Raw genomic sequence first — 22953 nt, 5'->3', positions numbered from 1 at the left:
ATGACGGACAAGCCCCGACAACTGCCGCTCGATCTGGCGCTGACGCCGCGCTACGGGGCGGAGGATTTTCTCGTCAGCCCGTGCAACGAGGCCGCCTATGCCCTGATTGAGCGCTGGCCCGACTGGCCGCACCCGGTCCTGCGCCTCGTCGGCCCGGAGGGAGCGGGCAAGACGCATCTTGCCGCCATCTGGGCCGAGCGCGCCGGCGCGAGGGTCGCCGATGCCGCCGCCGTGACGCTTCCGGCCGTGCCGGCGCTCGCCGGCGCGCCGGCGCTCGTGGTGGAGGACTGCGACCGCAGCCCGCTCGACGAGCATGCCTTCTTCCACCTTCTCAACGCCATGCGCAGCACCGGCCGCAGCCTGCTCTTGACGGCGCGGACGGCGCCGGAGGCGTGGGGCCTCGCCACCCCCGATCTCCTGTCGCGCCTGCGCCAGTCGCCGGCGGTCGACATCGGCGCGCCGGACGAGGCGCTCCTGCGCGCCGTTCTCGTCAAGCTCTTCGTCGACCGGCAGCTCGTCGTCGATACCAGCGTGGTCGAGTCCGTCCTGCCGCGCATGGAGCGCTCGCTCGCCGCCGCTCAGCGCCTCGTCGCCGCCCTCGACCGGGAGGCCTTGAGCCGCGGCCGGCGCATCACGCGTCCGCTCGCCCTTGCCGTCCTCGACACGCTCGCGATGGGCGACAGCTGACGCTCCGAGACGGTTGCATCCCGGCCGCGCCGATGGGAGGCTGAGGTGCGGCGCGGGAAGCCGCCGTGCGCCGCGCATCCGGCCGTCATGCGTCTGTCTTGGAATTGACGCACAAGGACGGAACAAGTGGCTGCGACATAGCTAAAGGGAGCGGGACGGTGAACCTCGAGGCGATCAAGCCGGCGGGCGGGCAGGGCGAGGCGGTGAAGCTCGACCAGGGTGGGGCCGTCGCGGCCGAGGCGGTCGCTGCCGAGGCGCTGCGCCAGTCGTCCGAGCGCTTCATCAACCGCGAGCTGTCCTGGCTGCAGTTCAACCGCCGGGTGCTGGAGGAGGCCTCCAACAAGCGCCATCCGCTTTTGGAGCAGCTGCGCTTCCTGTCGATCTCGGCCAACAATCTCGACGAGTTCTTCATGGTGCGCGTCGCCGGCCTGCGCGGCCAGGTGCGCTCGGGCGTCATGACCCAGTCGCAGGACGGGCTGACGCCGGCCGAGCAGCTGATGCGCATCGGCGCCGAGGTGTCGGTGCTCGCCAGCGACCAGCAGCGCCGCTGGCGCGAACTCAGGGACGAACTGCTCGAGAATGGCATCGTCCTCGTCGACGCCGGGCAATTGACCAAGGCCGAGCGCCTGTGGCTCGACGACTACTTCCTGCACCACGTCTTCCCGGTGCTGACGCCGCTCGCGGTCGATCCGGCCCATCCCTTCCCGTTCATCTCCAACCTCGGCTTCACGGTGGCGCTGGCGCTCTTCCGCCAGAGCGACAACCGCTCGCTCAACGCGCTGATCCGCGTACCGAACCGGGTGGAGCGCTTCGTGCGCCTGCCGGATTTCGCCGAGACGGGGGCCCAGCGCTTCATCGCGCTCGAACAGCTCATCGTCCTGTTCACCGCCAAGCTCTTCCCCGGCTACACGGTGAAGGGGCAGGGGTGCTTCCGCGTCATCCGCGACAGCGATCTCGAAATCGAGGAAGAGGCGGAAGACCTGGTGCGCCTGTTCGAATCGGCCCTCAAGCAGCGCCGCCGCGGCAGCGTCATCCGCCTCGAGGTCGAGGCGGCCATGCCCGAGGGGCTGCGCGCCTTCGTCGCCGATGAGCTCAACGTGACGACCGACGAGATCTTCGTGGTCGAGGGCATGCTGGCGCTCAACGAGCTCAGCCAGCTCGTCGGGCTCGACCGGCCCGACCTCAAGTTCAAGCCCTACAACCCGCGCTTTCCCGAGCGCATTCGCGAGCACGGGGGCGATTGCTTCGCCGCCATCCGCCAGAAGGACATCGTCATCCACCACCCGTACGAATCCTTCGACGCGGTGGTGCAGTTCCTGCAGCAGGCGGCGCGCGATCCCAACGTGGTGGCGATCAAGCAGACGCTCTACCGCACCTCGTCCGACTCGCCCATCGTCAAGGCGCTCGCGGAGGCGGCGGAGGCGGGCAAATCCGTGACGGCGCTCGTCGAGCTCAAGGCCCGCTTCGACGAGGAGGCCAACATCCGCTGGGCGCGCGACCTCGAACGGGCGGGGGCGCAGGTGGTCTTCGGCTTCATCGAGCTCAAGACCCACGCCAAGCTGTCGTCGGTGGTGCGCCGCGAAGGCGGGCAGCTGGTCACCTATTGCCACGTGGGCACGGGCAACTATCACCCGATCACGGCGCGCATCTACACCGACCTGTCGTTCTTCACGGCCGACCCGGTCATCGCACGGGACGTGGCGCGCATCTTCAACTTCATCACCGGCTATGCCGAGCCGGCCGAGCTCGAGCGCATGGCCGTCTCGCCCGTGACGCTCAAGGCGCGCCTCCTCAAGCATATCGAGGAGGAGATCGCCCATGCGAAGGCCGGCCGCCCGGCCCAGATCTGGGGCAAGTGCAATTCGCTGGTCGATTCGACGATCATCGATGCGCTCTACGAGGCGAGCCGGGCCGGCGTGCAGGTCGACTTCATCGTGCGTGGCATTTGCTGCCTCAGGCCGGGCATTCCGGGCCTGTCGGAGAACATCCGCGTCAAGTCCATCGTCGGCCGCTTCCTCGAGCACAGCCGCATCTACGCCTTCGGCAACGGGCACGGGCTGCCGCACGCCAAGGCGCATCTCTACATTTCCTCGGCCGACCTGATGCAGAGAAACCTCGATCGGCGGGTCGAGGCGCTGCTGCCGATCTCCAATCCGACGGTCCACGAGCAGATCCTCGAGCAGATCATGCTCGCCAATCTGCTGGACAACGAGCAGAGCTGGACTGTATTGCCCGATGGGACGAGCAAGCGCATCATCCCGGGCAAGGGGGAGCAGTCCTTCAACGCTCATCAGTACTTCATGACGAACCCGAGTCTGTCTGGACGTGGAAAGTCTCTCAAGGATTCGCGCCCCAGGACCCTCGCCAAGGGATCCTCTGCCTGAACTGCGTGCCCCGGGCCGGCTCGACGTCGGCGCACCGGTGGCCATCGTCGATATCGGCTCCAACTCGGTCCGCCTCGTCGCCTACGAGGGCATGACGCGGGCCCCGACGCCGATCTTCAACGAGAAGGTGCTCTGCGGCCTCGGCCGCAGCGTGACGACGACGAAGCGGCTGCGCGACGACGCGGTCGAGAAGGCGCTCAGGGCTCTGGCGCGCTTTCGCGTCCTGTGCGGGCTCATGCAGGTCGGCTCGGTGCACGTGCTGGCGACGGCCGCGGCGCGCGATGCCGAGAACGGGCCCGACTTCCTCGCCCGGGCCGAGGCGGCGATCGGCCATCCCATCGAGCTCATCTCGGGCAGCCGCGAGGCGCAGCTCTCGGCGCTCGGCGTCATGTCCGGCTTCCATGATGCCGACGGCGTCGTCGGCGACATGGGTGGCGGCAGCCTCGAGCTCATCGACGTGCGCGGCTTCGAGCTCGGCAAGGGGGTGTCGCTGCCGCTCGGGGGCCTCGCCCTGCAGGACACGACCGGCGGCAACATCCGCAAGGCCTCGAAGGTGGTGCGCGACGCCTTCGCCAGGGCCGAGCCGCTGGAGCGCCTGAAGGGGCGCACCTTCTATGCCGTCGGCGGCACCTGGCGCGCCCTGGCGCGCCTGCACATGACGCAGAAGGGCTATCCGCTGCACGTGATGCACGGCTATACGGTGGCGCCGAAGGACGTCACGGACTTCGCCAAGATCGTCGAGCGCGTCGATGCGGAAACGCTCGAATCGATCGAGGCCGTCTCGGCAGCCCGCCGGCCGTTGCTCGGCTACGGGGCGCTGCTGCTCGAAGAGATCATCCGCAAGGGCAAGCCCAGGACGGTCGTCATCTCCGCGCAGGGGGTGCGCGAGGGGCTGCTCTACGAGAAGCTGTCCAACGAGGAGCGGCGGATGGATCCGCTGCTCTCCGCGGCGCGCGAGCTCAACCTGCTGCGCTCGCGCGCGCCGATGCACGGCGAGGAGCTGATCGGCTGGACCGACAAGCTCGTCGCCTCGCTCCACCTCGACGAGACGGGGGAGGAGCGCCGCCTGCGCCATGCCGCGTGCCTCCTCGCCGACATCGGCTGGCGCGCGCATCCCGACTATCGCGGCGAGCAGGGGCTCAACATCATCGCCCATGCCGCCTTCGTCGGCGTCGACCATCCCGGCCGCGCCTTCCTGGCCCTGTCGGTCTTCTTCCGCCACGTCGGCCTGTCGGTGGACGACATCAGCCCGCGCATCCGCGAACTGGTGACGACCCGGATGATCGACCGGGCGCGCATCCTCGGCGGTGCCATGCGGGTCGCCTATCTCGTCTCGGCGGCCATGCCGGGAGTCCTGCCGCGGGCGCCGATCACGGGGCACGGCGGCAAGCTGGTGCTGGCGCTGCCGGGCGATCTTGCCGCGCTGGCGAGCGACCGTCTGCTCAACCGCGTCAAGCAGCTCTCCCGCCTCGTCGGCCGCGAGCCCGTCATCCAGACCGGCAAATAAGCTCGGGGAACTGGAAACGACTTCTATTACAAAGGCCTGTCACAGAAATTTCATGTAAGGGTAACCGTTCCGCAATGCCGGATCTCCACAACGTGTGCGTTGCACAAAAGGGGATTCGGGGGCAGGCGTGGCGACATTATCGCTGAGAAGCAGGATCAATTTGCGCGTTTCGACGCCGATCGCGCTGTTCATCGTGGTCGGCATGGGTCTGGTGCTCGCCGTCGTCGGCGCCACGGTGTCGCACATGGCGCGGCTCGCCGGCGAGACCGGGGCGCTCATGCGCGTCGTCGGCGGGGCGGCGGGCTATGTGTCGGACCTCGAGCAGATGGTGCTGCGCGTGCGTACCGCCGAGGGCGCCTTCGGGCGCGCTCCGGAGGCGCTGATCGACCCGGAGCTCGCGCGCCTCGCGGGTGCCGTCGAGGGGCTGGCGGCGCTTGCGGCGGATACACCCTTTGCCGACGACGTCGCGCGTGTCGCCGCGATCAGCGGCACGCTCGGGCCGCGGGCACGCGATGCCGTGGTGTCGCGCTGGGCGCTCGATGATCTCGACGAGGTCTATCCGCAAACGGTGACGGACTTTCTCGCGGCGACGGAAACGATCGCCCGGGCGCTGTCGGCGGCCGGCGGAGAGGCAGAGGCGGCGGCCGTGGCGCGCCTGCGGGAGGAGGCCTCGGCCATCGCCGCGGGCGCCATCGCCTTCCTCGGCGACAACGACGCGGCCGGGTTCGAGGCGCTGCGCGACCGGATCTCGAATTTCATCGACCGGCTCGACATGGCGGGGGCCCGCCTGCGCGAATTCGGGGTCTCGTCGCGCAATCTCCTGCGCGCCGCCGAGAGCGAGCGCGCCAAGCTTTACGGCTTCGTGACACAGAAGGCCGGTGCGGGCGAGCGGGCGGCAGGTGCCGCCGCGGCGCTCGAGGCGGCGGTGGCGGAGGCCGGCACGCTCGCCCGTGACATGCGGACCGCGGCCGAGACGGCCTCTGCCGACGCGGTGGCCGAGATCGCGCGGCTCACGGGGATGCTGCTCGGCGGCCTTGTGCTCGCCTTCCTCGGCGGCCTCGTCACGGCGGGGCTGACGCTGCTCTGGCTCGACCGCCGCATCGTCGCGCCCCTCGACGGCCTCGGCCGCAGCATGCAGAGGCTGGCGGCGGGCGACGCCGCCATCGCCATCGCCGGGGCGGACCGGGACGATGCCATCGGCATCATGGCGCGCAGCCTCGGCGTCTTCAGCGACCAGGCTCAGGCCAATGCGGCGCTGCAGCGCGAGGCCGAGCTGGCCGCCGAGGAGAACGAGGCCCGCCGGCGCATGCTGGAGCAGGCGATCGGCCGGCTGCGCGAGCGCACCACCTCCATCCTCGTCGCGGTGCGCGAAGGGGCCGGTTCGCTCGGCCGCCTGTCGCAGGACCTCGGCGCGGAGGTCGAGGTCTCCGCCTCCTTCGTCGAGCGCGCGCACGGCACGGCGGCCGACACCTCCACCAACATGGCCACGGTCGCCTCGGCGACGGACCAGCTGGCCCATTCCATCAACGACATCTCGCAGCGTTCCTTCGAGGCCTCGCGCGTCGCCGTGGAGGCGCTGGCGGTCGGCGAGCGGTCGAGCGAGAAGGCGCGCACCCTGGGTGATGCGGCACGCCGCATCGAGGCCATCGTGCATCTCATCCAGTCGATCGCCGAGAAGACGGCGCTGCTCGCGCTCAACGCCACCATCGAGGCGGCGCGGGCGGGGGAGGCCGGGCGGGGCTTCTCCGTCGTCGCCGGCGAGGTCAAGCAGCTCGCGCAGCAGACGGCCAAGGCGACCGCCGACATCACCGCCTATGTGGACGGCATCCAGAACGATACCGCGACCACGCTGAGCGCCGTCGGCGAGATCGAGGAGGCGCTCAGGGCCATCAACCTGTTCAGCACGTCGCTCGCTGCCGCCGTCGAGGAGCAGGGGCAGGCGACGGCCGCCATCGCCGCGAGCACGTCGGAAGCGGCGCGCGGGGCGACGCTGATGAACGAGAGCCTGTCGGCCATGGGCGAGACGGTGGCCAAGACGCGCGAGGCCGCGCAAAGCCTCGCCGCCCTGTCGCAGGACTTCACCCGGTCGGCTCAGTTCCTCGTCGGCGCGCTCGACGAGTTCCTGCGCGAGGCGGCCTGATCAATATTCGACGAGGCGCACGCGCCCGCGGTCGACGGTGAGCGCGAGGCGCCCGGCCTTGAGGGCGAGCGCCTTCTCCCCGAAGAGCTGGCGCCGCCAGCCGGTGAGCGCCGGCACGTCGGCCTCGTCGTCGAGGGCGATGGCCTCGAGATCGTCCACCGTGGCGAGGATCTTCGGGGCGACCCGCTCGTTCTCCGCCACGGCCTTCAGCAGCACCTTGAGCATTTCGATGGCGGCGCCGTTGGAGCCGGCCTTGCGGCCGCGCTCGCCGAGGCTGACGGACTTCGGATCGCGCGCCACGCCGCGTGCGACGGCGGCGAGGATGTCGCCGGCCGGGCGCGAGCGCTCGAAGCCGTTGGGGACGGAGCGCAGCGCGCCGAGCGCCTCCGGCGTCGTCGGCGCGTGCACGGCGATGTCGATGAGGGCGTCGTCCTTCATGATGCGCGACCGCGGCACGTTGCGGCTGCGGGCCTCGCGCTCGCGCCAGGCCGCGATCTCCATCAGCACCGCGGCTTCCTTCGGCTTCTTGATGCGCCCCTTGAGGCGCTGCCAGGCATCCTCGGGATGGGTGTCGTAGGTGGCGGGCGCGGTGAGCACCGCCATCTCCTCATCGAGCCAGCTTTCGCGCCCGCTCTCGGCCAGGTCCGCATGCAGCGCCGCATAGACGGTGCGCAGATGCGTCACGTCCGAGAGGGCATAGGCGAGCTGCTGCTCGCTGAGCGGGCGGCGCGACCAGTCGGTGAAGCGGGAGGACTTGTCGATGCGCGCCTTGGCGAGGTCGTTGACCAGCTGCTCGTAGGACACCGAGTCGCCATAGCCGCAGACCATGGCGGCGACCTGCGTGTCGAACAGCGGGGTCGGGATGACGCTGCCGCCCTGCCAGATGATCTCGATGTCCTGCCGCGCCGAGTGGAAGACCTTGACCACCTCTGTGTCGGCCATCAGCGCGTAGAAGGGCGCAAGGTCCATGCCCTCGGCCAGCGGATCGACGAGCACGGCCTCGGCCGGGCTCGCCATCTGGATCAGGCAGAGCTTGGCGTAATACGTCGTCTCCCGCAGAAACTCGGTATCCACGGTGACGAAGGGGAATTTGGCGAGGCGTGCACAGGCAGCGGCGAGGGCGTCGGTCGTAGCAATCAAGTCCATGGTCTTCGCGCTATAGCTCAGACTCGGCCACTTGTCGCGGCCAATCCTTGACATTCGTGCCGTCTCGTGGGCTTCTCCCGCGGCCGCGCCGTTGCCGCGCGCGGGCGCTCATTCACCCTTCGTCCGATCGTCGAGCCGGAACACCGTGCCCATGCATCGCTACCGTTCACATACCTGCGGCGCGCTCCGCGAAACCCATGTCGGCGAGACCGTTCGCCTCTCGGGCTGGTGCCATCGCATTCGCGACCACGGCGGGGTGCTGTTCATCGATCTGCGCGATCACTACGGCCTGACGCAATGCGTCATCGACCCGGATTCGCCGGCCTTCAAGGTGGCCGAGACGCTGCGCTCGGAATGGGTGGTGCGCGTCGACGGCAAGGTGCGCAACCGCCCGGCCGGCACGGAGAACCCGGAGCTGCCGACCGGCGGCATCGAGCTCTACATCGCCGAGATCGAGGTGCTGGGCCCGGCGGGCGAACTGCCGATGCAGGTCTTCGGCGAGCAGAACTTCCCCGAGGAGACGCGGCTCAAGTACCGCTTTCTCGACCTCAGGCGCGAGAAGCTGCACCAGAACATCGTCAAGCGCGGCCAGATCATCGATTCGCTGCGCCGGCGCATGAAGGAGGGCGGCTTCTTCGAGTTCCAGACGCCGATCCTCACGGCCTCCTCGCCGGAGGGCGCGCGCGACTTCCTGGTGCCGAGCCGCCTGCATCCGGGCAAGTTCTACGCCCTGCCGCAGGCGCCGCAGCAGTTCAAGCAGCTGACGATGATCGCCGGCTTCGACCGCTATTTCCAGATCGCGCCCTGCTTCCGCGACGAGGACGCGCGTGCCGACCGCTCGCCGGGCGAGTTCTACCAGCTCGACATCGAGATGAGCTTCGTCACGCAGGAGGACGTCTTCCAGGCGGTGGAGCCGGTGCTGCGCGGCGTCTTCGAGGAATTCGGCGAGGGCCGGCCGGTGACGCCCGTCTTCCCGCGCATTCCCTACGCCGAGGCGATGCTGAAATACGGCGTCGACAAGCCGGACCTGCGCAACCCCATCATCATCGCCGACATCACCGCCGAGTTCCTGCGTGAGGACGTGACGTTCAACGCCTTCAAGAACGTCATCAAGGCCGGCGGCGTCGTGCGCGCCATCCCCGCGCCGGGGGCGGCGGGCCAGCCGCGCTCCTTCTTCGACAAGCTCAACGACTGGGCGCGGGGCGAGGGCGCGCCGGGCCTCGGCTACATCGTCTTCGAGGACGAGGGCGGCGAACTCGTCGGCAAGGGGCCGATCGCCAAGTTCGTGCCGGCCGAGGCGCAGGCCGCCATCGCCCTGGCCGCCGGCGTGCGCGCCGGAGACGCCGTGTTCTTCTCGGCGGGGGAGGAGGCCAAGGCCGCGGGGCTCGCCGGCAAGGCGCGCACGCGCATCGGCGAGGAGCTCGACCTCATCGACCGCGAGCGCTTCGACCTGTGCTGGATCACCGACTTCCCGATGTTCGAGTGGAACGAGGAGGAGAAGAAGATCGACTTCTCCCACAACCCGTTCTCCATGCCGAACTTCGACCACGACGCCTTCCTGGCGCTCGACCCGGCGGACGAGAAGACGATCCTCGGCATCACGGCCTTCCAGTACGACATCGTCTGCAACGGCGTCGAGCTGTCGTCGGGCGCCATCCGTAACCACCGGCCGGACATCATGCGCAAGGCCTTCGCCATCGCCGGCTACGGCGAGGACGTGCTGGAGGCGAAGTTCGGCGGCATGCTGCGCGCCCTCAGCTACGGCGCCCCGCCGCACGGCGGCATCGCACCGGGCGTCGACCGCATCGTCATGCTGCTGTGCAACGAGCAGAACCTGCGCGAGGTCGTGCTCTTCCCCATGAACCAGCGGGCGGAAGACCTGATGATGGGCGCGCCGTCCGAGGTGACGATGAAGCAGCTCAGGGAGCTGCACATCCGGCTGAACTTGCCGGAGAAGTGAGCCGGACCGGCAATGTCGAGGGCGCCCCTGCGGGCGCCCTTCCTTTTTGGGGGCGGCGACGTCCCTTGAGGCGTCAGGCCACCATCGCCTTGCGCTCCTGCCGCTTCTCGAACTCCTTGCCCCAGCGCGACAGCGCGTCGACGGCCTCGTTGAGGCTGCGGCCGAAGTCGGTCACGGAATACTCGACCTTCTGCACGGCGCCGGGAAAGACCTCGCGGCGGATGAGATCGTCGGCCTCCATCTCGCGCAGTTGCTGGGCCAGGACCTTCTCGCTCACGCCCGGCAGCAGCCGGCGCAGCTCGCCGAAACGGCGGGGCTGGAGCGTCACCTCCCACAGGATGCCCATCTTCCACTTGCCCGAGATAGCATTGAGGGCACTGGCGAAGCCGCATTCGTCGGTTTCGAGGCGTTTCATTGCAAAACCACTTACCTTGGGGTGAGCGCTTACTTGAAAGTGCGTAATTTACACTGTCGCCAGGCCGCGCCTATCAATCGGCAACCCGGCGGGTGCTGCCCGCCAAGATAGGTGGGGTTTCCCGTCATGACAAAGACTTGTGTCGTCGGCGCCGGCCGCATGGGCTCGGCGCTCGCGAGAGCCTTGCTCGCAGAGGGCATCGAAACGCGCGTATGGAACCGCTCGCCGGAGAAGGTCGCTCCCCTCGTCGCGGCGGGCGCACACACCGCTGAATCACTGGCAGAAGCGGTGGCCGCATCGGATGTCGTCATCGTCAATGTCATCGATTATGCGGCGGCGGACGCGCTGCTGCGCATGCCGGCGGTGGAACGCGCGCTCGCCGGCAAGGTGGTGGTGCAGCTCACGTCCGGTTCGCCCCGGCAGGCGCGCGAGGCCGGCCGATGGGCGGCGGAGCGGGGCATCGCCTATCTCGACGGCGCCATCATGGCGACGCCGAACTTCATCGGCGGGGCGGAGACGACGATTCTCTACTCCGGCATGCGGCAGGCGTTCGAACGCCATCGCGACGTGCTGCGCGTGTTCGGCGGCAACGGCGTGTTCGTCGGCGAGGATGCGGGCCATGCGTCCGCGCTCGACACGGGGCTGCTGACACAGATGTGGGGCAAGCTCTTCGGCACCCTGCAGGCGCTGGCGGTGGTCCGCGCAGAGGGCATCGGCCTGGAGGCCTATGCCCGATACATGCGGGACTTCCAGCCGGTGGTCGATGCGGCGACCGACGATCTCATCGCGCGGGTGGGCGAGGGGCGCTGGCGCGGCGACGCCGCGACGCTCGCGACCATCGAGGCGCATTACAGCGCCTTCCATCATCTCCTGGCCGTCGGCGACGAGCACGGGCTGGACCGCGTGCTTCCGGCGGCACTCGACGGGCTGTTCAAGGCCGCGCTCGCGGCCGGCCACGCGGCGGACGATTTCGCGGCGCTGATGCGTTTCATCGAGCGGGGCGGGGTGCGCCATGCCGCCTGAAGCGGGGCGGGAGCGCACCGCCCGCTGCACCTGCGGGCAGCTGAGCCTCACGCTCGCCGGGCCGCCGGACCGGGTCTATGCCTGCGGTTGCCGCGAATGCCAGCGGGCGACGGGCTCGGCCTTCGGCTGGCGGGCGCGCTACGGCAAGGGCGCCGTGGTGCGCACCACCGGCGAGCATCGCCGCTTCCGGCGTGGCAGCGACGCGGGGCGCTGGGTGGACCAGGTCTTCTGCCCCGTCTGCGGGACGCAGCTCTATATGGAGGCGGAGGTGATGCCCGACGGGCTCGTCGTGTCGGCCGGCTGCTTCGAGGAAGCGGAGGTGGGCCCGCCGGCCGCTCTGTTCAGCGCCGGCCGTCGGCCCGGGTGGCTGACCCTCGGGGAGGCGGTCCCGCTCGTGGAATAGCCTACCGCCGCGCGCCCTCCACCATCATCTGCACGGCCCGCGCCACGTGGTCCGGGTCGTCGTCGATGCGGTTCATCAGCAGGCGGAACCAGTTGAAGCCGAAATAGAGCTCGACGAGCGCCTCGACATTGTCGGGCGCGATCTCGCCGCGCTCCACGGCCCGGTCGAAGACTTCCCGCAGGCGGCACATGTGCTGGGGGACGAAGCGGTCGCGCAACGCGGCGAGGGAGACGGGGTTGGTCTGTGCCTCGGCGATGAGGGCGCGGAAGGCGCCGCCCGAGGGCGTCGTGCGCCAGAAGGCCCAGAGCGCGTTGACGAGCGTCCGCAGGTCCCGCGCCAGCGAGCCCGTGTCGGGCATGGCGATGGCGGCTGCCTTGTCCGCCTGGTAGATGGCGATGAAGAGGTCGGCCTTCGTCGGCCACCAGCGGTAGATCGTCGGCTTGCCGGCGCCGGCGCGGCGCGCCACCTCGTCGATGGAAAAGCCTGCGTAACCTTTTTCCTGCAACAAGGATCGTGCGGCGGCGATGACCGCCGCCTCGCTCGCCGGGTTGCGCCGCGCGCCGATGGAGGTGCGGCGGCCGCGCCCGCCTGCCGTGCCGGACGGGGAGGGGGCTCCGTCGTTATCGTCAGCGCCGGACGGCGGCCCGTCGGCCGGCTCGTTCGGCGGCGCGCCAGTCGGCTGGCGAGGGGGGCGGGACATGGGGCTCCTCCGGCTTCCTGCAGATTTTTGTTCGGCCCCTCTTAACATAACGAAACGGGCCGTTTATATCCATGGCCGAAACGATACGGATCGTTTCGTTTTGCCACGGAGACGGTTCCCCCATGCCTTCCGCTGCTTCTCCTTCTTCGCCTTCCCCCGCAGCCTCTCCTGCGGCGCAGCCGTCGCGCCTGCGCTTCTCGCTTGCCCTCATTCCGGGCGCCTATGTGCTGATCACCGCCATCCTCTACGGCCTCGGGCCGCTGATGGAGGACTGGCCGGTCTTCCTGCGCACGCTCGCCATCGTGCCGATCATGGTCTTCGGCATGGTCTATGCCGTCATCCCGCTCGTGCGGCGGGCGATGAGCGCGCGGCGCGGCGGCTGAGCGGCGTCGCGCTACTCGTCCGCTCGACTTGTCTTGCGGCGTGATTTGCGCCAAAGCCACGAAGGGCCGGCTGCCGCCGGCCCTTCGCGCGTTCCCGGGCCTTGCGGCCCTTCTTCGACGGGTTCTGTCTTGCCGCTCGATGCCTCGGCCGTCACGGCGGTCGTCGTCACCCACGATTCGGCCCATTGCCTGCCGGCCTGCCTTGCGGCCATCGAGGCCTGCGGCGCCGGGGCGATCGTCGTCGACAATGCGAGCGGCGACGGCTCGGCCGCGCTTGCCGAGCATCTCGGCGCGCGGGTGATCCGCAACGCCCGCAACGAGGGCTACGGCCGCGCCAACAACATCGGCGTGCGGGCCGCCGTGAGCGAATTCGTCCTCATCGTCAATCCGGACCTCGTGCTCGATGCCGGTGCGGTCGAAGCGCTTCTCGCCGCGGCCGAGCGCTATCCCGATGCCGGGCTCCTCGCGCCGCGGATCCAGGAGGCGGACGGGCGCTTCTTCTTCCAGCCGCGCTCGCTGCTCTCGCCCTATCTCCACAACCCCTCCGGGCGCCTCGTGCTGCCGGAGGGCGATTGTTGCGCCCCCTTCCTGTCGGGGGCGGCGCTGTTCTGCCGGCGGGACCTCTTCCTCGAGCTCGGCGGCTTCGACGAGGCGATCTTCCTCTTCTACGAGGACGACGACCTGTGCCGGCGCATGGCCGATTCCGGCCGGGCGCTGATCCATGTCGATGCGGCGCGGGCCATGCACGGGCGCGGCGGCTCCAGCGCGCCGGAGCCGGGCCGCATCTTCCGGTCCCGCTGGCACCAGGCGTGGTCGCGCGCCTATGTGTCGCGCAAGTACGGCCTGCCGAATCCGGCGCCCGGCATGTTCGCCGTCAACGCGCTCAAGGCGGCGGGTGCCTGCCTCACCTTCAACCGGCGTCTCGTCGAGCGCTACGGCGGCTCGGCCGCAGGGGCGTGGGCGTGGCTGACGGGGCGTCGCGCAACGACTCAAAAAAAAGGATAATCTGGAACGATCGTGGGGAGGGGACTCATGCTGCGTTCTTACGCTTGGCCGCCGGCCGGCTCGGCCGTCGGCGTCGCAATGGCGCGTCCATTCGACAATGTAGGGGGAATACGCCTCGCGCTTGCCCTGGCCGTCGTCGTATCGCACGCCTTCAGTGTCGGCTCGGGCAGCGTCGCCAACGAGCCGCTCGTCAAGGCGACGGGCTTCACGCTCGGCGAGCATGCCGTCAACGGCTTCTTCGCCCTGTCGGGCCTTCTCGTGACCTTGAGCTTCGCGCGCAGCGGCGTGGCGAACTACGTGATCGCCCGCTCGCTGCGGATCGCGCCCGGCCTGGTGGCGGCGACGCTTCTCGTGGCGCTCGTCCTCGGCCCGGTTCTGACGACATTGCCGCTCGCTGACTATTTCGGCCAGGGCGGCGTCGGGCGCTTCATCACCGCGACGCTGACGACCTTCAAGAGCAGTGGCAGCCTGCCCGGCGTGTTCGCGGACAATCCGTTTCCATTCCCGCTGGCGACCGTGTGGACGCTCAAGTACGAGACGATCTGCTATGCCGCCGTCCTGGTTCTCGGCATCGCCGGCGCCATCCGCTACCGCGTCGTCGCCCTCGGGCTGGTCGCCGGCTTCTTCGCCGCGACCGTCAGCCTCGACGTGCTGCACCCGGACGCGCCCCAGGGCATGCAGACGGCGCTGCGGCTGCCGCTGATCTTCGCCACGGGCGCGGCCCTTTATCTCTATCGCGACATCACACCGCTGTCGGCGCCGATCCTCGCCGCCCTTGCCCTGGTGACCTGGCTCGCCGCCGGCACCGGCGCCTACAAGGCGCTGCTGTTCGTCACCACGGCCTATGCGGTCATCTGGCTGAGCTTCGCGCCCGGGTTTTCCCATCCGATCCTGACGCCGAAATGGGACCTGTCCTACGGCATCTATCTCTACGGCTGGCCGGTGCAGCAGACGGTCTACAGCCTTTATCCAAGCGTTCCCGTGGCCGTACAACTCGTCGTTTCGATCGCCCTGTCGGTGTTGCTGGCTTCGCTGTCCTGGCTATTCATCGAAAAGCCCGCCCTTGCCCTCAAGGCACGGCTGCGGGCGCGGCAGGTGAAATCGGCGCTGGCCTCCTGAACGAAAGGAAGAAGGGTTTCGGATGTGGATCGAGAAGCTGTGGCGGCGCTGGACCAATCCCCACAACCTCACGCGCCTCTTCCATGCGCGCGAGGCCGCCCGCTTCGGCTGGCAGATCGGCGACTACAGCTATGGCCGGCTGCGCGTGCGGCGCTGGGGCGGGGGCGGGCGCCTCGTCATCGGCCCCTACTGCTCCTTCGCCGATGACGTCACCGTCTTCCTCGGCGGCAACCACCGCACCGACTGGGTGACGACCTATCCCTTTTCGGGCCTGCCGGAGCTGTGGCCGGAGGCGCGAGGCCTGCCGACGCCGGAGGCGACGCGCGGCGACGTCGTCATCGGCGCGGACGTGTGGGTGGGCTCGGGCGCGACCATCCTCTCCGGCGTCACCATCGGGCCCGGCGCCGTCATCGGCGCGCGGGCCGTGGTGGCGCGGGACGTGCCGGCCTATGCGGTCGTCGTCGGCAATCCGGCGCGCGTGGTGCGCCGGCGCTTCGACGAGGCGACGGTCGAGGCGCTCGTCGCCGCCCGCTGGTGGGAGCGCCCGCGGGCCGAGCTGGTGCCGCTCATGCCGTTTCTCCTGTCCGGAGATACGGCCGCCGTCCTTGCCGCCCTCAGGGGCGCTGGAGACGGGGGGCGAGGCTGAGATTGAGGCTGGCCTGCGGCGGCACGACCTGCTAGGCGGAAGGCCCTGATCGACCGGCTGACGATGCTCGACCGCTATTACGACACCGCCCGCACCGAGGTGCTGCCCTTCCTGCCCGCGCGCGTCACGCGCCTGCTCGACGTCGGCTGCGGCGCCGGCGCGACCACGCGGGCCGTGGCGGCGCGCCATGCCGTGGCGTGGAAGGGCGGCATCGAATATGTCGACGCCGTCGCGGCGCAGGCCGAGCCGCATTTCGACCGGCTGTGGCGCGGCGATGCCCAGGCGGCGGCGCTGGAGGCCGAGATCGCGCCCGGCTCGCTCGACCTCGTGCTGTGCCTCGACGTGCTCGAGCACATGGCCGACCCCTGGACGATGGTGAAGCGCCTGTCGGCGCTCCTTGCGCCGGGAGGGCGGCTTATCGTCTCGGTGCCCAATATCCGGCACTGGAAGTTCATCTGGCGGTTGCTGGTGAAGGGCGATTTCCGCTATCGCGACGCAGGGCTGCTCGATCGCACGCATCTGCGCTTCTTCGTCAAGGAGACGGCGGCGGAGCTGGCGACGGTCGGCGGCCTGACGCTGGTCGGCGTGCATTCGGTGCAGCGCTTCCGCTTTCCCGATGCGCGCTGGCTCCTGATGGGGCTGAGCTTCGGCCGGCTGGAGACGCTGCTCGCCAAGCAATGGCTGGTGGTGGCCGAGCGAAAATCGTGATGGGGTCGGGACCGTCGGCAAGGGCGGTCCGGGGAGGGATGGTATGGCGGACAATATCTCGCAGGATCTGAAATCGGGCGCGCTGTTCTATCACCGCAATCCGCGGCCCGGTAAGCTCGAGATCCAGCCCACCAAGCCCCTCGGCAACCAGCGCGACCTCGCGCTCGCCTATTCGCCGGGCGTCGCCGCCGCCTGCCTGGAGATCGTCGCCGATCCCGCCGAGGCGGCCACCGTCACCGCGCGGCAGAACCTCGTCGCCGTCGTCTCCAACGGCACGGCGGTGCTCGGCCTCGGCAACATCGGGCCGCTCGCCTCCAAGCCGGTGATGGAGGGCAAGGCCGTTCTCTTCAAGAAGTTCGCCGGCATCGATGTGTTCGACATCGAGCTCGCCGAGACGGCGGTCGACAAGCTGGTCGATGTCGTGGCGGCGCTCGAGCCGACCTTCGGCGGCATCAACCTCGAGGACATCAAGGCGCCCGAGTGCTTCGAGGTGGAGGAGCAGCTGAAGGCCCGCATGGGCATTCCCGTCTTCCACGACGACCAGCACGGCACGGCGATCATCGTCGGCGCGGCCGTGACCAATGCGCTGGAGCTCGCGGGCAAGGCGATCGGCGACGTCAAGATCGTCGCCTCCGGCGCGGGCGCGGCGGCCCTTGCCTGCCTCAATCTCCTCGTCTCGCTCGGCGCCCGGCGCGAGAACATCTGGGTCACGGATATCGAGGGCGTCGTCTACGAGGGGCGCGAGGCGCTGATGGACCGCTGGAAGGCGGCCTATGCCCAGAAGACCGACGCGCGCAAGCTCGACGACGTGATCGGCGGCGCCGACGTCTTCCTCGGCCTGTCCGCTGCCGGCGTGCTGAAGCCGGAGATGGTGGCGAAGATGGCGGACAAGCCGCTCATCCTGGCGCTCGCCAATCCGAACCCGGAGATCATGCCGGAGGACGCCGTCGCCGTGCGGCCGGACGCCATGATCTGCACCGGGCGCTCGGACTATCCGAACCAGGTCAACAACGTCCTGTGCTTCCCCTACATCTTCCGCGGCGCGCTCGACGTGCATGCCTCGACCATCAACGAGGCCATGAAGGCCGCGGCGGTGGAGGCGATCGCGGCCCTCGCGCGCGAGACTCCGTCGGAGGTCGTCGCCCGCGCCTATGGCGGGGAGGCGCGCACCTTCGGCGCCGATTCGCTCATCCCGAGCCCGTTCGATCCGCGCCTCATCCTGCGCATCGCGCCGGCCGTGGCGAAGGCCGCCATGGACACCGGCGTCGCGCGCAAGCCGATCGAGGACCTCGAGGCCTACCGGGAATCGCTCGGGCGCTTCGTCTTCCGCTCGGGCTTCATCATGAAGCCGGTCGTCACCCAGGCGAAAGCCGAGCCCAAGCGCGTCATCTATGCCGAGGGCGAGGACGAGCGCGTGCTCAGGGCGGCCCAGGCGGTGATCGAGGACGGCATCGCCCAGCCCATCCTCATCGGCCGCCCGGCCGTCGTCGAGACGCGGCTGAAGCGCTTCGGCCTCTCGATCCGGCCCGGCACGGATTTCGAGCTCATCAACCCCGAGGACGATCCGCGCTACCGCGACTATGTCGCGACCTATCTCGACGTCGCCGGCCGCAAGGGCATCACGCCGGATGCGGCCAAGACGCTGGTGCGCACCAACACCACCGTCATCGCGGCGGTCGCGCTCGCGCGCGGCGATGCCGATGCCATGCTGTGCGGGCTCGAGGGGCGCTTCCAGTCCCGCCTCAAGCACATCCGCGACATCATCGGCCTCACGCCCGGCGTGCGCGAGTTCTCGGCCATGAGCCTCGTCATCACCTCGAAGGGGCACTACTTCCTCGCCGACACGCATGTGCGGCCGGACCCGAGCGCCGAAGAGATCGCCGAGATGACGATGCTGTGCGCCGAGCACGTGACGCGCTTCGGCATCGAGCCGCACATCGCCCTCCTGTCGCATTCGGATTTCGGCTCGGCGGATACGCGCTCGGCGCTCAAGATGCGCGAGGCGCTCGGCCTCCTGCGCGACAGGGCACCGCATCTCGAGGTCGACGGCGAGATGCAGGCGGACACGGCGATCTCGCAGATGATCCGCGACCGCAAGCTGCCGTCCTCGCGGCTGAAGGGCGAGGCCAACGTGCTCGTCATGCCCAACCTCGACGCCGCCAACATCGCCTTCCAGCTCACCAAGGTGCTGGCCGATGCGCTGCCCGTCGGGCCCATCCTGCTCGGGCCGGCCAAGCCGGCGCACGTGCTGACGCCCACGGTGACGGCACGCGGCATCGTCAACATGACGGCGGTCGCCGTCGTCGAGGCCCAGGCGGCGCACCGCGAGCAGGTGGTGGTTGGGTAGTCGTTGCGTGCCTGCTGTCAGTCGTGAGAGCAGCGCGTAGCGCAGCAGGGGACGACGGCTCTCGCTGCTGGGGCCGGGGCTCGTCACCGCAAAGGCGAGACGCAAGGCGCGCGTTGCTGGACCACCGGGTTTCCAGCCTCGCGGCGGCGTCGCGGCGTGGATGCCCGCGACGAGCGCGGGCATGACTGTCGATAATGGCGGTTCTGTCCTGGCAGGAGTAGCGGGACGAACTTATTCCGGCGTCCCGAAGAGACGCGCGGCGCGAGCATCCTCGATACACATCCCGACTGGCAGGACATCTACCGGACGTTGGCCCGAGGAGGGAAGACGCAAACCCACCCACGTCATGCCCGCGCCTGTCGCGGGCATCCACGCCGCGAGGCTGGCACGAGCGCACAAGACGTGGATGGCAACAGCAACGCGCCTCGCGTCTCTTTGCAGTGACGCAAGTTGGGCAAGCCCGACTTGCGTTGGACAAGCCCGGCCATGACGAGGGAGAGGTTGCGCTCACCATCCCGCGTCGCCGCCGTTCGCAGATGGCATCGCGCCGCTGTGCCCGGCGCTGCCGAGGCCTATTCCGCCTTTGCCTCGATCGTCACCTGCTCGAACAGCGTCGCGGGCTCGCCGCCGGCGGCGGCGAAGTCGGCGAGGCCGAGGCCGCCGGCGTTGTTGGCGGTCGCCGTAACGTTGAGCGCGCCGGGCCTGGCGACGAAGCGCGCCACGGCATTGGCGAGCGTCCGCGCGCCCTCGGAATTGCCGAGGAAGGCCGGCACGACGATGGCGGCGCCCATGCCGTATTCCTTGCGCAGGTCATCCGCCTTGCGCTTCTGCTTCTTCGCCTCCTGCTCGAGGAAGCGCTCGAAGATGCCGCCATTCTCGACGGCGAGCGAGAGGCGCTTCGCCGTCGCCGACATGAGGGCGACCTGCTGGATGGCCTCGTCCGACGAGAAGATGTCCTTCGTGACATTGCCGAGGAGGCCCGAGAGCGTCACGGCACCCATGTCCTTGCCGTTGAACGACAAAGTCTTGACGGCGAGCTCCTGCTTGTCCGGCGACCAGGCGGCATCGAGGGCGAACGACAGGTCGAGCGCCTCGTAGCCCATGGCACGCAGCTCCTTGAGCCCGTCCTTGTCGGTTCCCGCGGGCAGGGCCATGGCGAAATGGTCGACGCGCGCGCCGAGCTCGGTCGGGATGTCGTCGACGATGTTGCCGGCCTTGAGGTCGATGGCGCCGATCGCCATCTTGATCCGCTCGCCGGCCTTCACGGCCCGCTTGTCCTTGCCGCGGCGCGGCTCGTCCTCGTCGGCCGGGACGTCGATGTCGATGGCCTCGATGCGGGCATGGCCGATCAGGGGCACGAATTTCCGGGCGTCGAGATCCTCGAAATCCGTATCGGGTGCGGCGAGCGCCTCCTTCAGCCGCTCCAGCATCGGGCGCCAGACGATTTCGGAGAAGCTCATGCCGCCGAAGCGCATTTCGGCATCCGGCGTGACGAAGCGCATGCCGGTGACCGAGAAGCTCGGACCGGTCGCATCGGCGCTCATGGCAATGCGCTCCATCTCAGCGTCGATCGGCTCGCCCTTCTTCTCGTCCTTGCCCTTGAAGGTGAAGCCGGAAGCCTCGAAGCCGCCGATCTCGAAAGCTGTCATCATGTCGACGAGGCGCATGAAGAAGGCCTTGCGCTCCGCGGACGACAGCTTCTCGAAGTCGTCCACCTTGCCGAGCGCGTCGATGGTGCCGAGCCAGGAATCGGCCGTCGGGCGCGCCTTGAAGTCGCGGCCGGAGATGCGCGCGACACCGACCTCATTGCCCTTCGCATCGCGCAAGCTGAAGTTCTCGACGCTGAAGGCGCCGTAAAGCCGCTTCGGCTCGGTGTCGCCCGGGCCGGCCTTCTCGCCATAGACGCGGGCGGTCTGCACCGTGTCGAAATCGTCGATGGTGATCGGACCCATGGAGCCGGTGGTCAGCCCCTCCTTTTTGCCGTCAATCCGCATCGTGGCGCGCGGGGCGGCGATGGCCGAGATGACGCCTGCCCTGATGTCGCGCATGTCGATGTCGTGATAGGTCACCGTCTGCTGCATGTCGCCGATGGTCTGGTCCATCGTCAGCTCGGGGATGCGCACCGCGCTCGCGGTCAGGGCCGCGAGCCGCTCCGACAAGGGCTGCGTCGCCGTCTTGTCGAAGATGCGGGCGATCGCCGCCTGGTCGAGGTCCGTGCCTGACACGAGGATGCGCGGCATGCGGAGGGTCATGCCGTCGAGCACGACAGAGACGCCCTCGAGCGTCACGTCGCCCGCGGCGAGGGCGGAGCTGCCGAGAAGGCCCCGGCCCGGCAGCACGATGCGGTCGATCGAGAGCGTCGCGCCCGGCGTGGCGAGATGCAGGCCGTCGACGGCGAGGGGGCCGAACAGCGCTCCCGAAACGGCATCGACCGTTCCGGCCGGCGCCAGGATCCGCGACAGCCGCCATGCGGCAAATTCGTCCGCCACGAGTGGGGCGCCGACGAGCGCGATCGCCGCCGCGCCGGCAAGAAGGGTGTTCCGGCGCCTGCGCGCGCTGCAAACGGGCCGGGCGGGGCGAACTGCGGATGTCATTGCAAGCTCCTGATCAACGATTGCCCGTTCATCTAGAGGAGCGAGGTTACCATTCGATGTGCGCCAGCGCAGCGTCGTCCGCACGCCGCTGTGCCGGCTCGCGTCGAGATTGTCCGCCCGCCGGCAGGGGGCGTCGGATCAGAGCGAGAAGGACGTGCCGCAGCCGCAGGAGGCGGTGGCGTGCGGGTTCTCGATCTTGAAGGACTGGCCGATGAGGTCGTCGACGAAATCGACCACCGAGCCGTCGATATATTGCAGGGAGACGGAATCGACGACGACGGCCGCGCCGTCGCGCTCCACGATCACGTCGTCGTCGCTGCTGTTGCGCTCGATATCGAAGGCGTACTGGAAGCCCGAGCAGCCGCCGCCGTTGACGCTGATGCGCAGCATGCTGCCTTCGGGTTCCCCCTTCAGCACCTCGTTGATGCGCCTGGCGGCGCGCTCCGTCACAGTAATTGCCGACATATCAGGCAAGATCCGTTCATATCCGTGCCGCGAGGCTTGCCTCGCCATTCACTGAAAAGGTAAGTGCGGTCGGCGTCCGCCGCAACAGGGAGCCAGACATGCAAGCGCACGGCGAGCGTTGGCGCGCACCCTATGCCTGCGATCCGGCGGCGAGCCGCGGCCGGCTGATCCGGGAAGAGACGTCGCCGACGCGCAGCGAGTTCCAGCGCGACCGCGACCGCATCATCCATTCCACGGCCTTCCGCCGCCTGAAGCACAAGACGCAGGTCTTCGTCTATCACGAGGGCGACCACTACCGCACGCGGCTCACCCACTCCATCGAGGTGAGCCAGATCGCCCGCGCCATCGCCCGTTCGCTGGGGCTCGACGAGGATCTCGCCGAGGCGCTCGCCCTCTCGCACGACCTCGGCCATACGCCCTTCGGCCATACGGGCGAGGACGCGCTCGATGCCTGCATGGAGGGCTTCGGCGGTTTCGACCACAACGCCCAGGCCCTGCGCATCGTCACCCGGCTCGAGCGGCGCTATGCCACCTTCGACGGTCTCAACCTGACCTGGGAGACGCTCGAGGGGCTCGTCAAGCACAACGGCCCGCTCGTCGATGCGGACGGCCGGCCCTTCGGCCGCTATGGTGAGTGCGGCGTGCCGGGCGCCATCACGGAATACAACGAGCGCCACGACCTGTGGCTCGCGACCCATGCCGGCGGCGAGGCGCAGGCCGCCGCCATCGCCGACGACATCGCCTATGACGCGCACGACATCGACGATGGCCTCAGGGCCGAGCTCTTCGCGCTCGGCGACCTGAGGGCGGTGCCGTTCCTGGCCGAGCTGCTCGACGACATCGCCCGCCGCTATCCGGGGCTCGAACGCCCGCGCGTCATTCACGAACTCGTGCGCCGGGTGATCACCCGTTTTGTCGAGGATGTGATCGCCGAGAGCGGCCGGCGCCTGGCGCGCCTCGCCCCGGCCGATGCGGATGCCATCCGCCGGGCGGGCTTGCAGGTCGTCGCCTTCTCGCCGGCCATGGCGGCGGCCGACGAGGCCATCAAGGGCTTCCTCTACCCGAACATGTACCGCCATCAGCGCGTCATGCGCGTGCGGCGGGAGGCGGAGGCGGTGGTGCGCGATCTTTTCGGCAAGTTCCTGCGCGAGCCGCAGCTGATGCCGGAGGAATGGCGGGTCGACCGGGCCCGGGAGGAGGAGCCGCGCGTCGCCCGGCGCGTCGCGGACTATATCGCCGGCATGACGGACGGCTATGCCCTGCAGGAGCACCGCCGCCTGTTTGACGCAACACCGGAATTGCGCTAGGGCGCCGCCTTCGG

The 22953-nt window shown here is 69.3% G+C and carries 19 protein-coding genes; 14 read left to right on the top strand and 5 right to left on the bottom strand.

Annotated features, from left to right (window positions below):
* The 4 genes from GGR16_RS07790 to GGR16_RS07775 all read left to right on the top strand — a co-directional run bounded on the left by GGR16_RS07790 (position 1) and on the right by GGR16_RS07775 (position 6718).
* Positions 1-687, top strand: a complete 687-nt coding sequence (locus GGR16_RS07790; protein WP_183316173.1) for a P-loop NTPase family protein — start codon at positions 1-3, stop codon at positions 685-687.
* Between the two features lie 203 nt (positions 688-890).
* The gene (locus GGR16_RS07785) at positions 891-3071 is read left to right on the top strand and encodes an RNA degradosome polyphosphate kinase (protein WP_343059619.1); all 2181 of its coding nucleotides are present in this window, start codon (positions 891-893) and stop codon (positions 3069-3071) included.
* A gap of 37 nt (positions 3072-3108) precedes the next feature.
* Positions 3109-4578, top strand: coding sequence for an exopolyphosphatase (gene ppx, locus GGR16_RS07780; protein ID WP_019401862.1), 1470 nt, complete (start codon positions 3109-3111; stop codon positions 4576-4578).
* Positions 4579-4738: 160 nt separating this feature from the next.
* A complete protein-coding gene (locus tag GGR16_RS07775) occupies positions 4739-6718 on the top strand; it encodes a methyl-accepting chemotaxis protein (RefSeq protein WP_183316171.1) in 1980 nt (659 codons plus the stop codon).
* On the opposite strand, the gene rnd is transcribed toward GGR16_RS07775, so the two are convergent.
* On the bottom strand, positions 6719-7864 hold the full coding sequence (gene rnd / locus GGR16_RS07770; RefSeq protein ID WP_019401864.1) for a ribonuclease D: 1146 nt from the start codon (positions 7862-7864) through the stop codon (positions 6719-6721).
* A 151-nt stretch (positions 7865-8015) separates the two neighbouring features.
* On the opposite strand from rnd, the gene aspS reads away from it, so the two are divergent.
* On the top strand, positions 8016-9824 hold the full coding sequence (aspS, locus tag GGR16_RS07765) for an aspartate--tRNA ligase (protein WP_183316170.1): 1809 nt from the start codon (positions 8016-8018) through the stop codon (positions 9822-9824).
* Between the two features lie 73 nt (positions 9825-9897).
* Here aspS and GGR16_RS07760 read toward each other — a convergent pair whose 3' ends face one another.
* Positions 9898-10239: a winged helix-turn-helix transcriptional regulator gene (locus GGR16_RS07760; RefSeq protein WP_019401866.1), complete on the bottom strand. Its 342-nt coding sequence runs from the start codon at positions 10237-10239 to the stop codon at positions 9898-9900.
* 126 nt (positions 10240-10365) lie between these two features.
* On the opposite strand from GGR16_RS07760, the gene GGR16_RS07755 reads away from it, so the two are divergent.
* Positions 10366-11262, top strand: coding sequence for an NAD(P)-dependent oxidoreductase (locus tag GGR16_RS07755; protein ID WP_082312585.1), 897 nt, complete (start codon positions 10366-10368; stop codon positions 11260-11262).
* Positions 11252-11665 (top strand): GFA family protein, encoded by a 414-nt coding sequence (locus tag GGR16_RS07750; RefSeq protein WP_019401868.1) that lies wholly within the window; start codon positions 11252-11254, stop codon positions 11663-11665. Before GGR16_RS07755 ends, GGR16_RS07750 begins: the two co-directional genes overlap by 11 nt.
* A gap of 1 nt (position 11666) precedes the next feature.
* Here the strand turns inward: GGR16_RS07750 and GGR16_RS07745 are convergent, their stop codons facing one another.
* Positions 11667-12365, bottom strand: coding sequence for a TetR/AcrR family transcriptional regulator (locus tag GGR16_RS07745; protein ID WP_156332811.1), 699 nt, complete (start codon positions 12363-12365; stop codon positions 11667-11669).
* Between the two features lie 122 nt (positions 12366-12487).
* Here GGR16_RS07745 and GGR16_RS07740 point away from each other — a divergent pair, with 122 nt between their 5' ends.
* The 6 genes from GGR16_RS07740 to GGR16_RS07715 all read left to right on the top strand — a co-directional run bounded on the left by GGR16_RS07740 (position 12488) and on the right by GGR16_RS07715 (position 18573).
* Positions 12488-12748: a putative antibiotic biosynthesis monooxygenase gene (locus GGR16_RS07740; RefSeq protein WP_019401870.1), complete on the top strand. Its 261-nt coding sequence runs from the start codon at positions 12488-12490 to the stop codon at positions 12746-12748.
* Between the two features lie 129 nt (positions 12749-12877).
* Entirely contained in the window at positions 12878-13753 is an 876-nt protein-coding gene (locus GGR16_RS07735; protein ID WP_019401871.1) for a glycosyltransferase family 2 protein, read from the top strand.
* 27 nt (positions 13754-13780) lie between these two features.
* Positions 13781-14872 carry an acyltransferase family protein gene (locus GGR16_RS07730; RefSeq protein WP_019401872.1) on the top strand — a complete coding sequence of 364 codons (1092 nt, stop codon included), beginning with the start codon at positions 13781-13783 and terminating at the stop codon, positions 14870-14872.
* 22 nt (positions 14873-14894) lie between these two features.
* Complete coding sequence (locus GGR16_RS07725; protein WP_019401873.1) at positions 14895-15518, top strand: CatB-related O-acetyltransferase; 624 nt, start codon at positions 14895-14897, stop codon at positions 15516-15518.
* 63 nt (positions 15519-15581) lie between these two features.
* Entirely contained in the window at positions 15582-16226 is a 645-nt protein-coding gene (locus tag GGR16_RS07720) for a class I SAM-dependent methyltransferase (RefSeq protein WP_019401874.1), read from the top strand.
* A gap of 43 nt (positions 16227-16269) precedes the next feature.
* On the top strand, positions 16270-18573 hold the full coding sequence (locus GGR16_RS07715; protein ID WP_210289418.1) for an NADP-dependent malic enzyme: 2304 nt from the start codon (positions 16270-16272) through the stop codon (positions 18571-18573).
* A gap of 572 nt (positions 18574-19145) precedes the next feature.
* Here GGR16_RS07715 and GGR16_RS07710 read toward each other — a convergent pair.
* Both GGR16_RS07710 and erpA read right to left on the bottom strand, forming a co-directional pair.
* Positions 19146-21167 (bottom strand): hypothetical protein, encoded by a 2022-nt coding sequence (locus GGR16_RS07710; protein WP_156332810.1) that lies wholly within the window; start codon positions 21165-21167, stop codon positions 19146-19148.
* A gap of 138 nt (positions 21168-21305) precedes the next feature.
* Positions 21306-21632: an iron-sulfur cluster insertion protein ErpA gene (gene erpA, locus GGR16_RS07705; RefSeq protein ID WP_026015087.1), complete on the bottom strand. Its 327-nt coding sequence runs from the start codon at positions 21630-21632 to the stop codon at positions 21306-21308.
* Between the two features lie 98 nt (positions 21633-21730).
* Here erpA and GGR16_RS07700 point away from each other — a divergent pair, with 98 nt between their 5' ends.
* Positions 21731-22939, top strand: a complete 1209-nt coding sequence (locus GGR16_RS07700) for a deoxyguanosinetriphosphate triphosphohydrolase (protein WP_019401878.1) — start codon at positions 21731-21733, stop codon at positions 22937-22939.
* Positions 22940-22953: the final 14 nt, after the last annotated feature.

The organism is Chelatococcus caeni (genome assembly GCF_014196925.1).
Lineage (GTDB): Bacteria > Pseudomonadota > Alphaproteobacteria > Rhizobiales > Beijerinckiaceae > Chelatococcus_A > Chelatococcus_A caeni.
The sequence above is the reverse complement of the archived record's forward strand: the minus strand, read 5'-3'. Positions and strand labels throughout refer to the sequence as shown.

Bases quoted from the DNA above. Each gene is read 5' to 3' on its own strand.
- GGR16_RS07745 (WP_156332811.1), bottom strand. From the start codon at position 12,365: ATGTCCCGCCCCCCTCGCCAGCCGACTGGCGCGCCGCCGAACGAGCCG.
- aspS (WP_183316170.1), top strand. From the start codon at position 8,016: ATGCATCGCTACCGTTCACATACCTGCGGCGCGCTCCGCGAAACCCAT.
- GGR16_RS07725 (WP_019401873.1), top strand. From the start codon at position 14,895: ATGTGGATCGAGAAGCTGTGGCGGCGCTGGACCAATCCCCACAACCTC.
- GGR16_RS07740 (WP_019401870.1), top strand. From the start codon at position 12,488: ATGCCTTCCGCTGCTTCTCCTTCTTCGCCTTCCCCCGCAGCCTCTCCT.
- GGR16_RS07730 (WP_019401872.1), top strand. From the start codon at position 13,781: ATGCTGCGTTCTTACGCTTGGCCGCCGGCCGGCTCGGCCGTCGGCGTC.
- rnd (WP_019401864.1), bottom strand. From the start codon at position 7,864: ATGGACTTGATTGCTACGACCGACGCCCTCGCCGCTGCCTGTGCACGC.
- GGR16_RS07750 (WP_019401868.1), top strand. From the start codon at position 11,252: ATGCCGCCTGAAGCGGGGCGGGAGCGCACCGCCCGCTGCACCTGCGGG.
- GGR16_RS07720 (WP_019401874.1), top strand. From the start codon at position 15,582: ATGCTCGACCGCTATTACGACACCGCCCGCACCGAGGTGCTGCCCTTC.
- GGR16_RS07755 (WP_082312585.1), top strand. From the start codon at position 10,366: ATGACAAAGACTTGTGTCGTCGGCGCCGGCCGCATGGGCTCGGCGCTC.
- GGR16_RS07760 (WP_019401866.1), bottom strand. From the start codon at position 10,239: ATGAAACGCCTCGAAACCGACGAATGCGGCTTCGCCAGTGCCCTCAAT.
- GGR16_RS07700 (WP_019401878.1), top strand. From the start codon at position 21,731: ATGCAAGCGCACGGCGAGCGTTGGCGCGCACCCTATGCCTGCGATCCG.
- GGR16_RS07715 (WP_210289418.1), top strand. From the start codon at position 16,270: ATGGCGGACAATATCTCGCAGGATCTGAAATCGGGCGCGCTGTTCTAT.
- GGR16_RS07710 (WP_156332810.1), bottom strand. From the start codon at position 21,167: ATGACATCCGCAGTTCGCCCCGCCCGGCCCGTTTGCAGCGCGCGCAGG.
- erpA (WP_026015087.1), bottom strand. From the start codon at position 21,632: ATGTCGGCAATTACTGTGACGGAGCGCGCCGCCAGGCGCATCAACGAG.
- GGR16_RS07790 (WP_183316173.1), top strand. From the start codon at position 1: ATGACGGACAAGCCCCGACAACTGCCGCTCGATCTGGCGCTGACGCCG.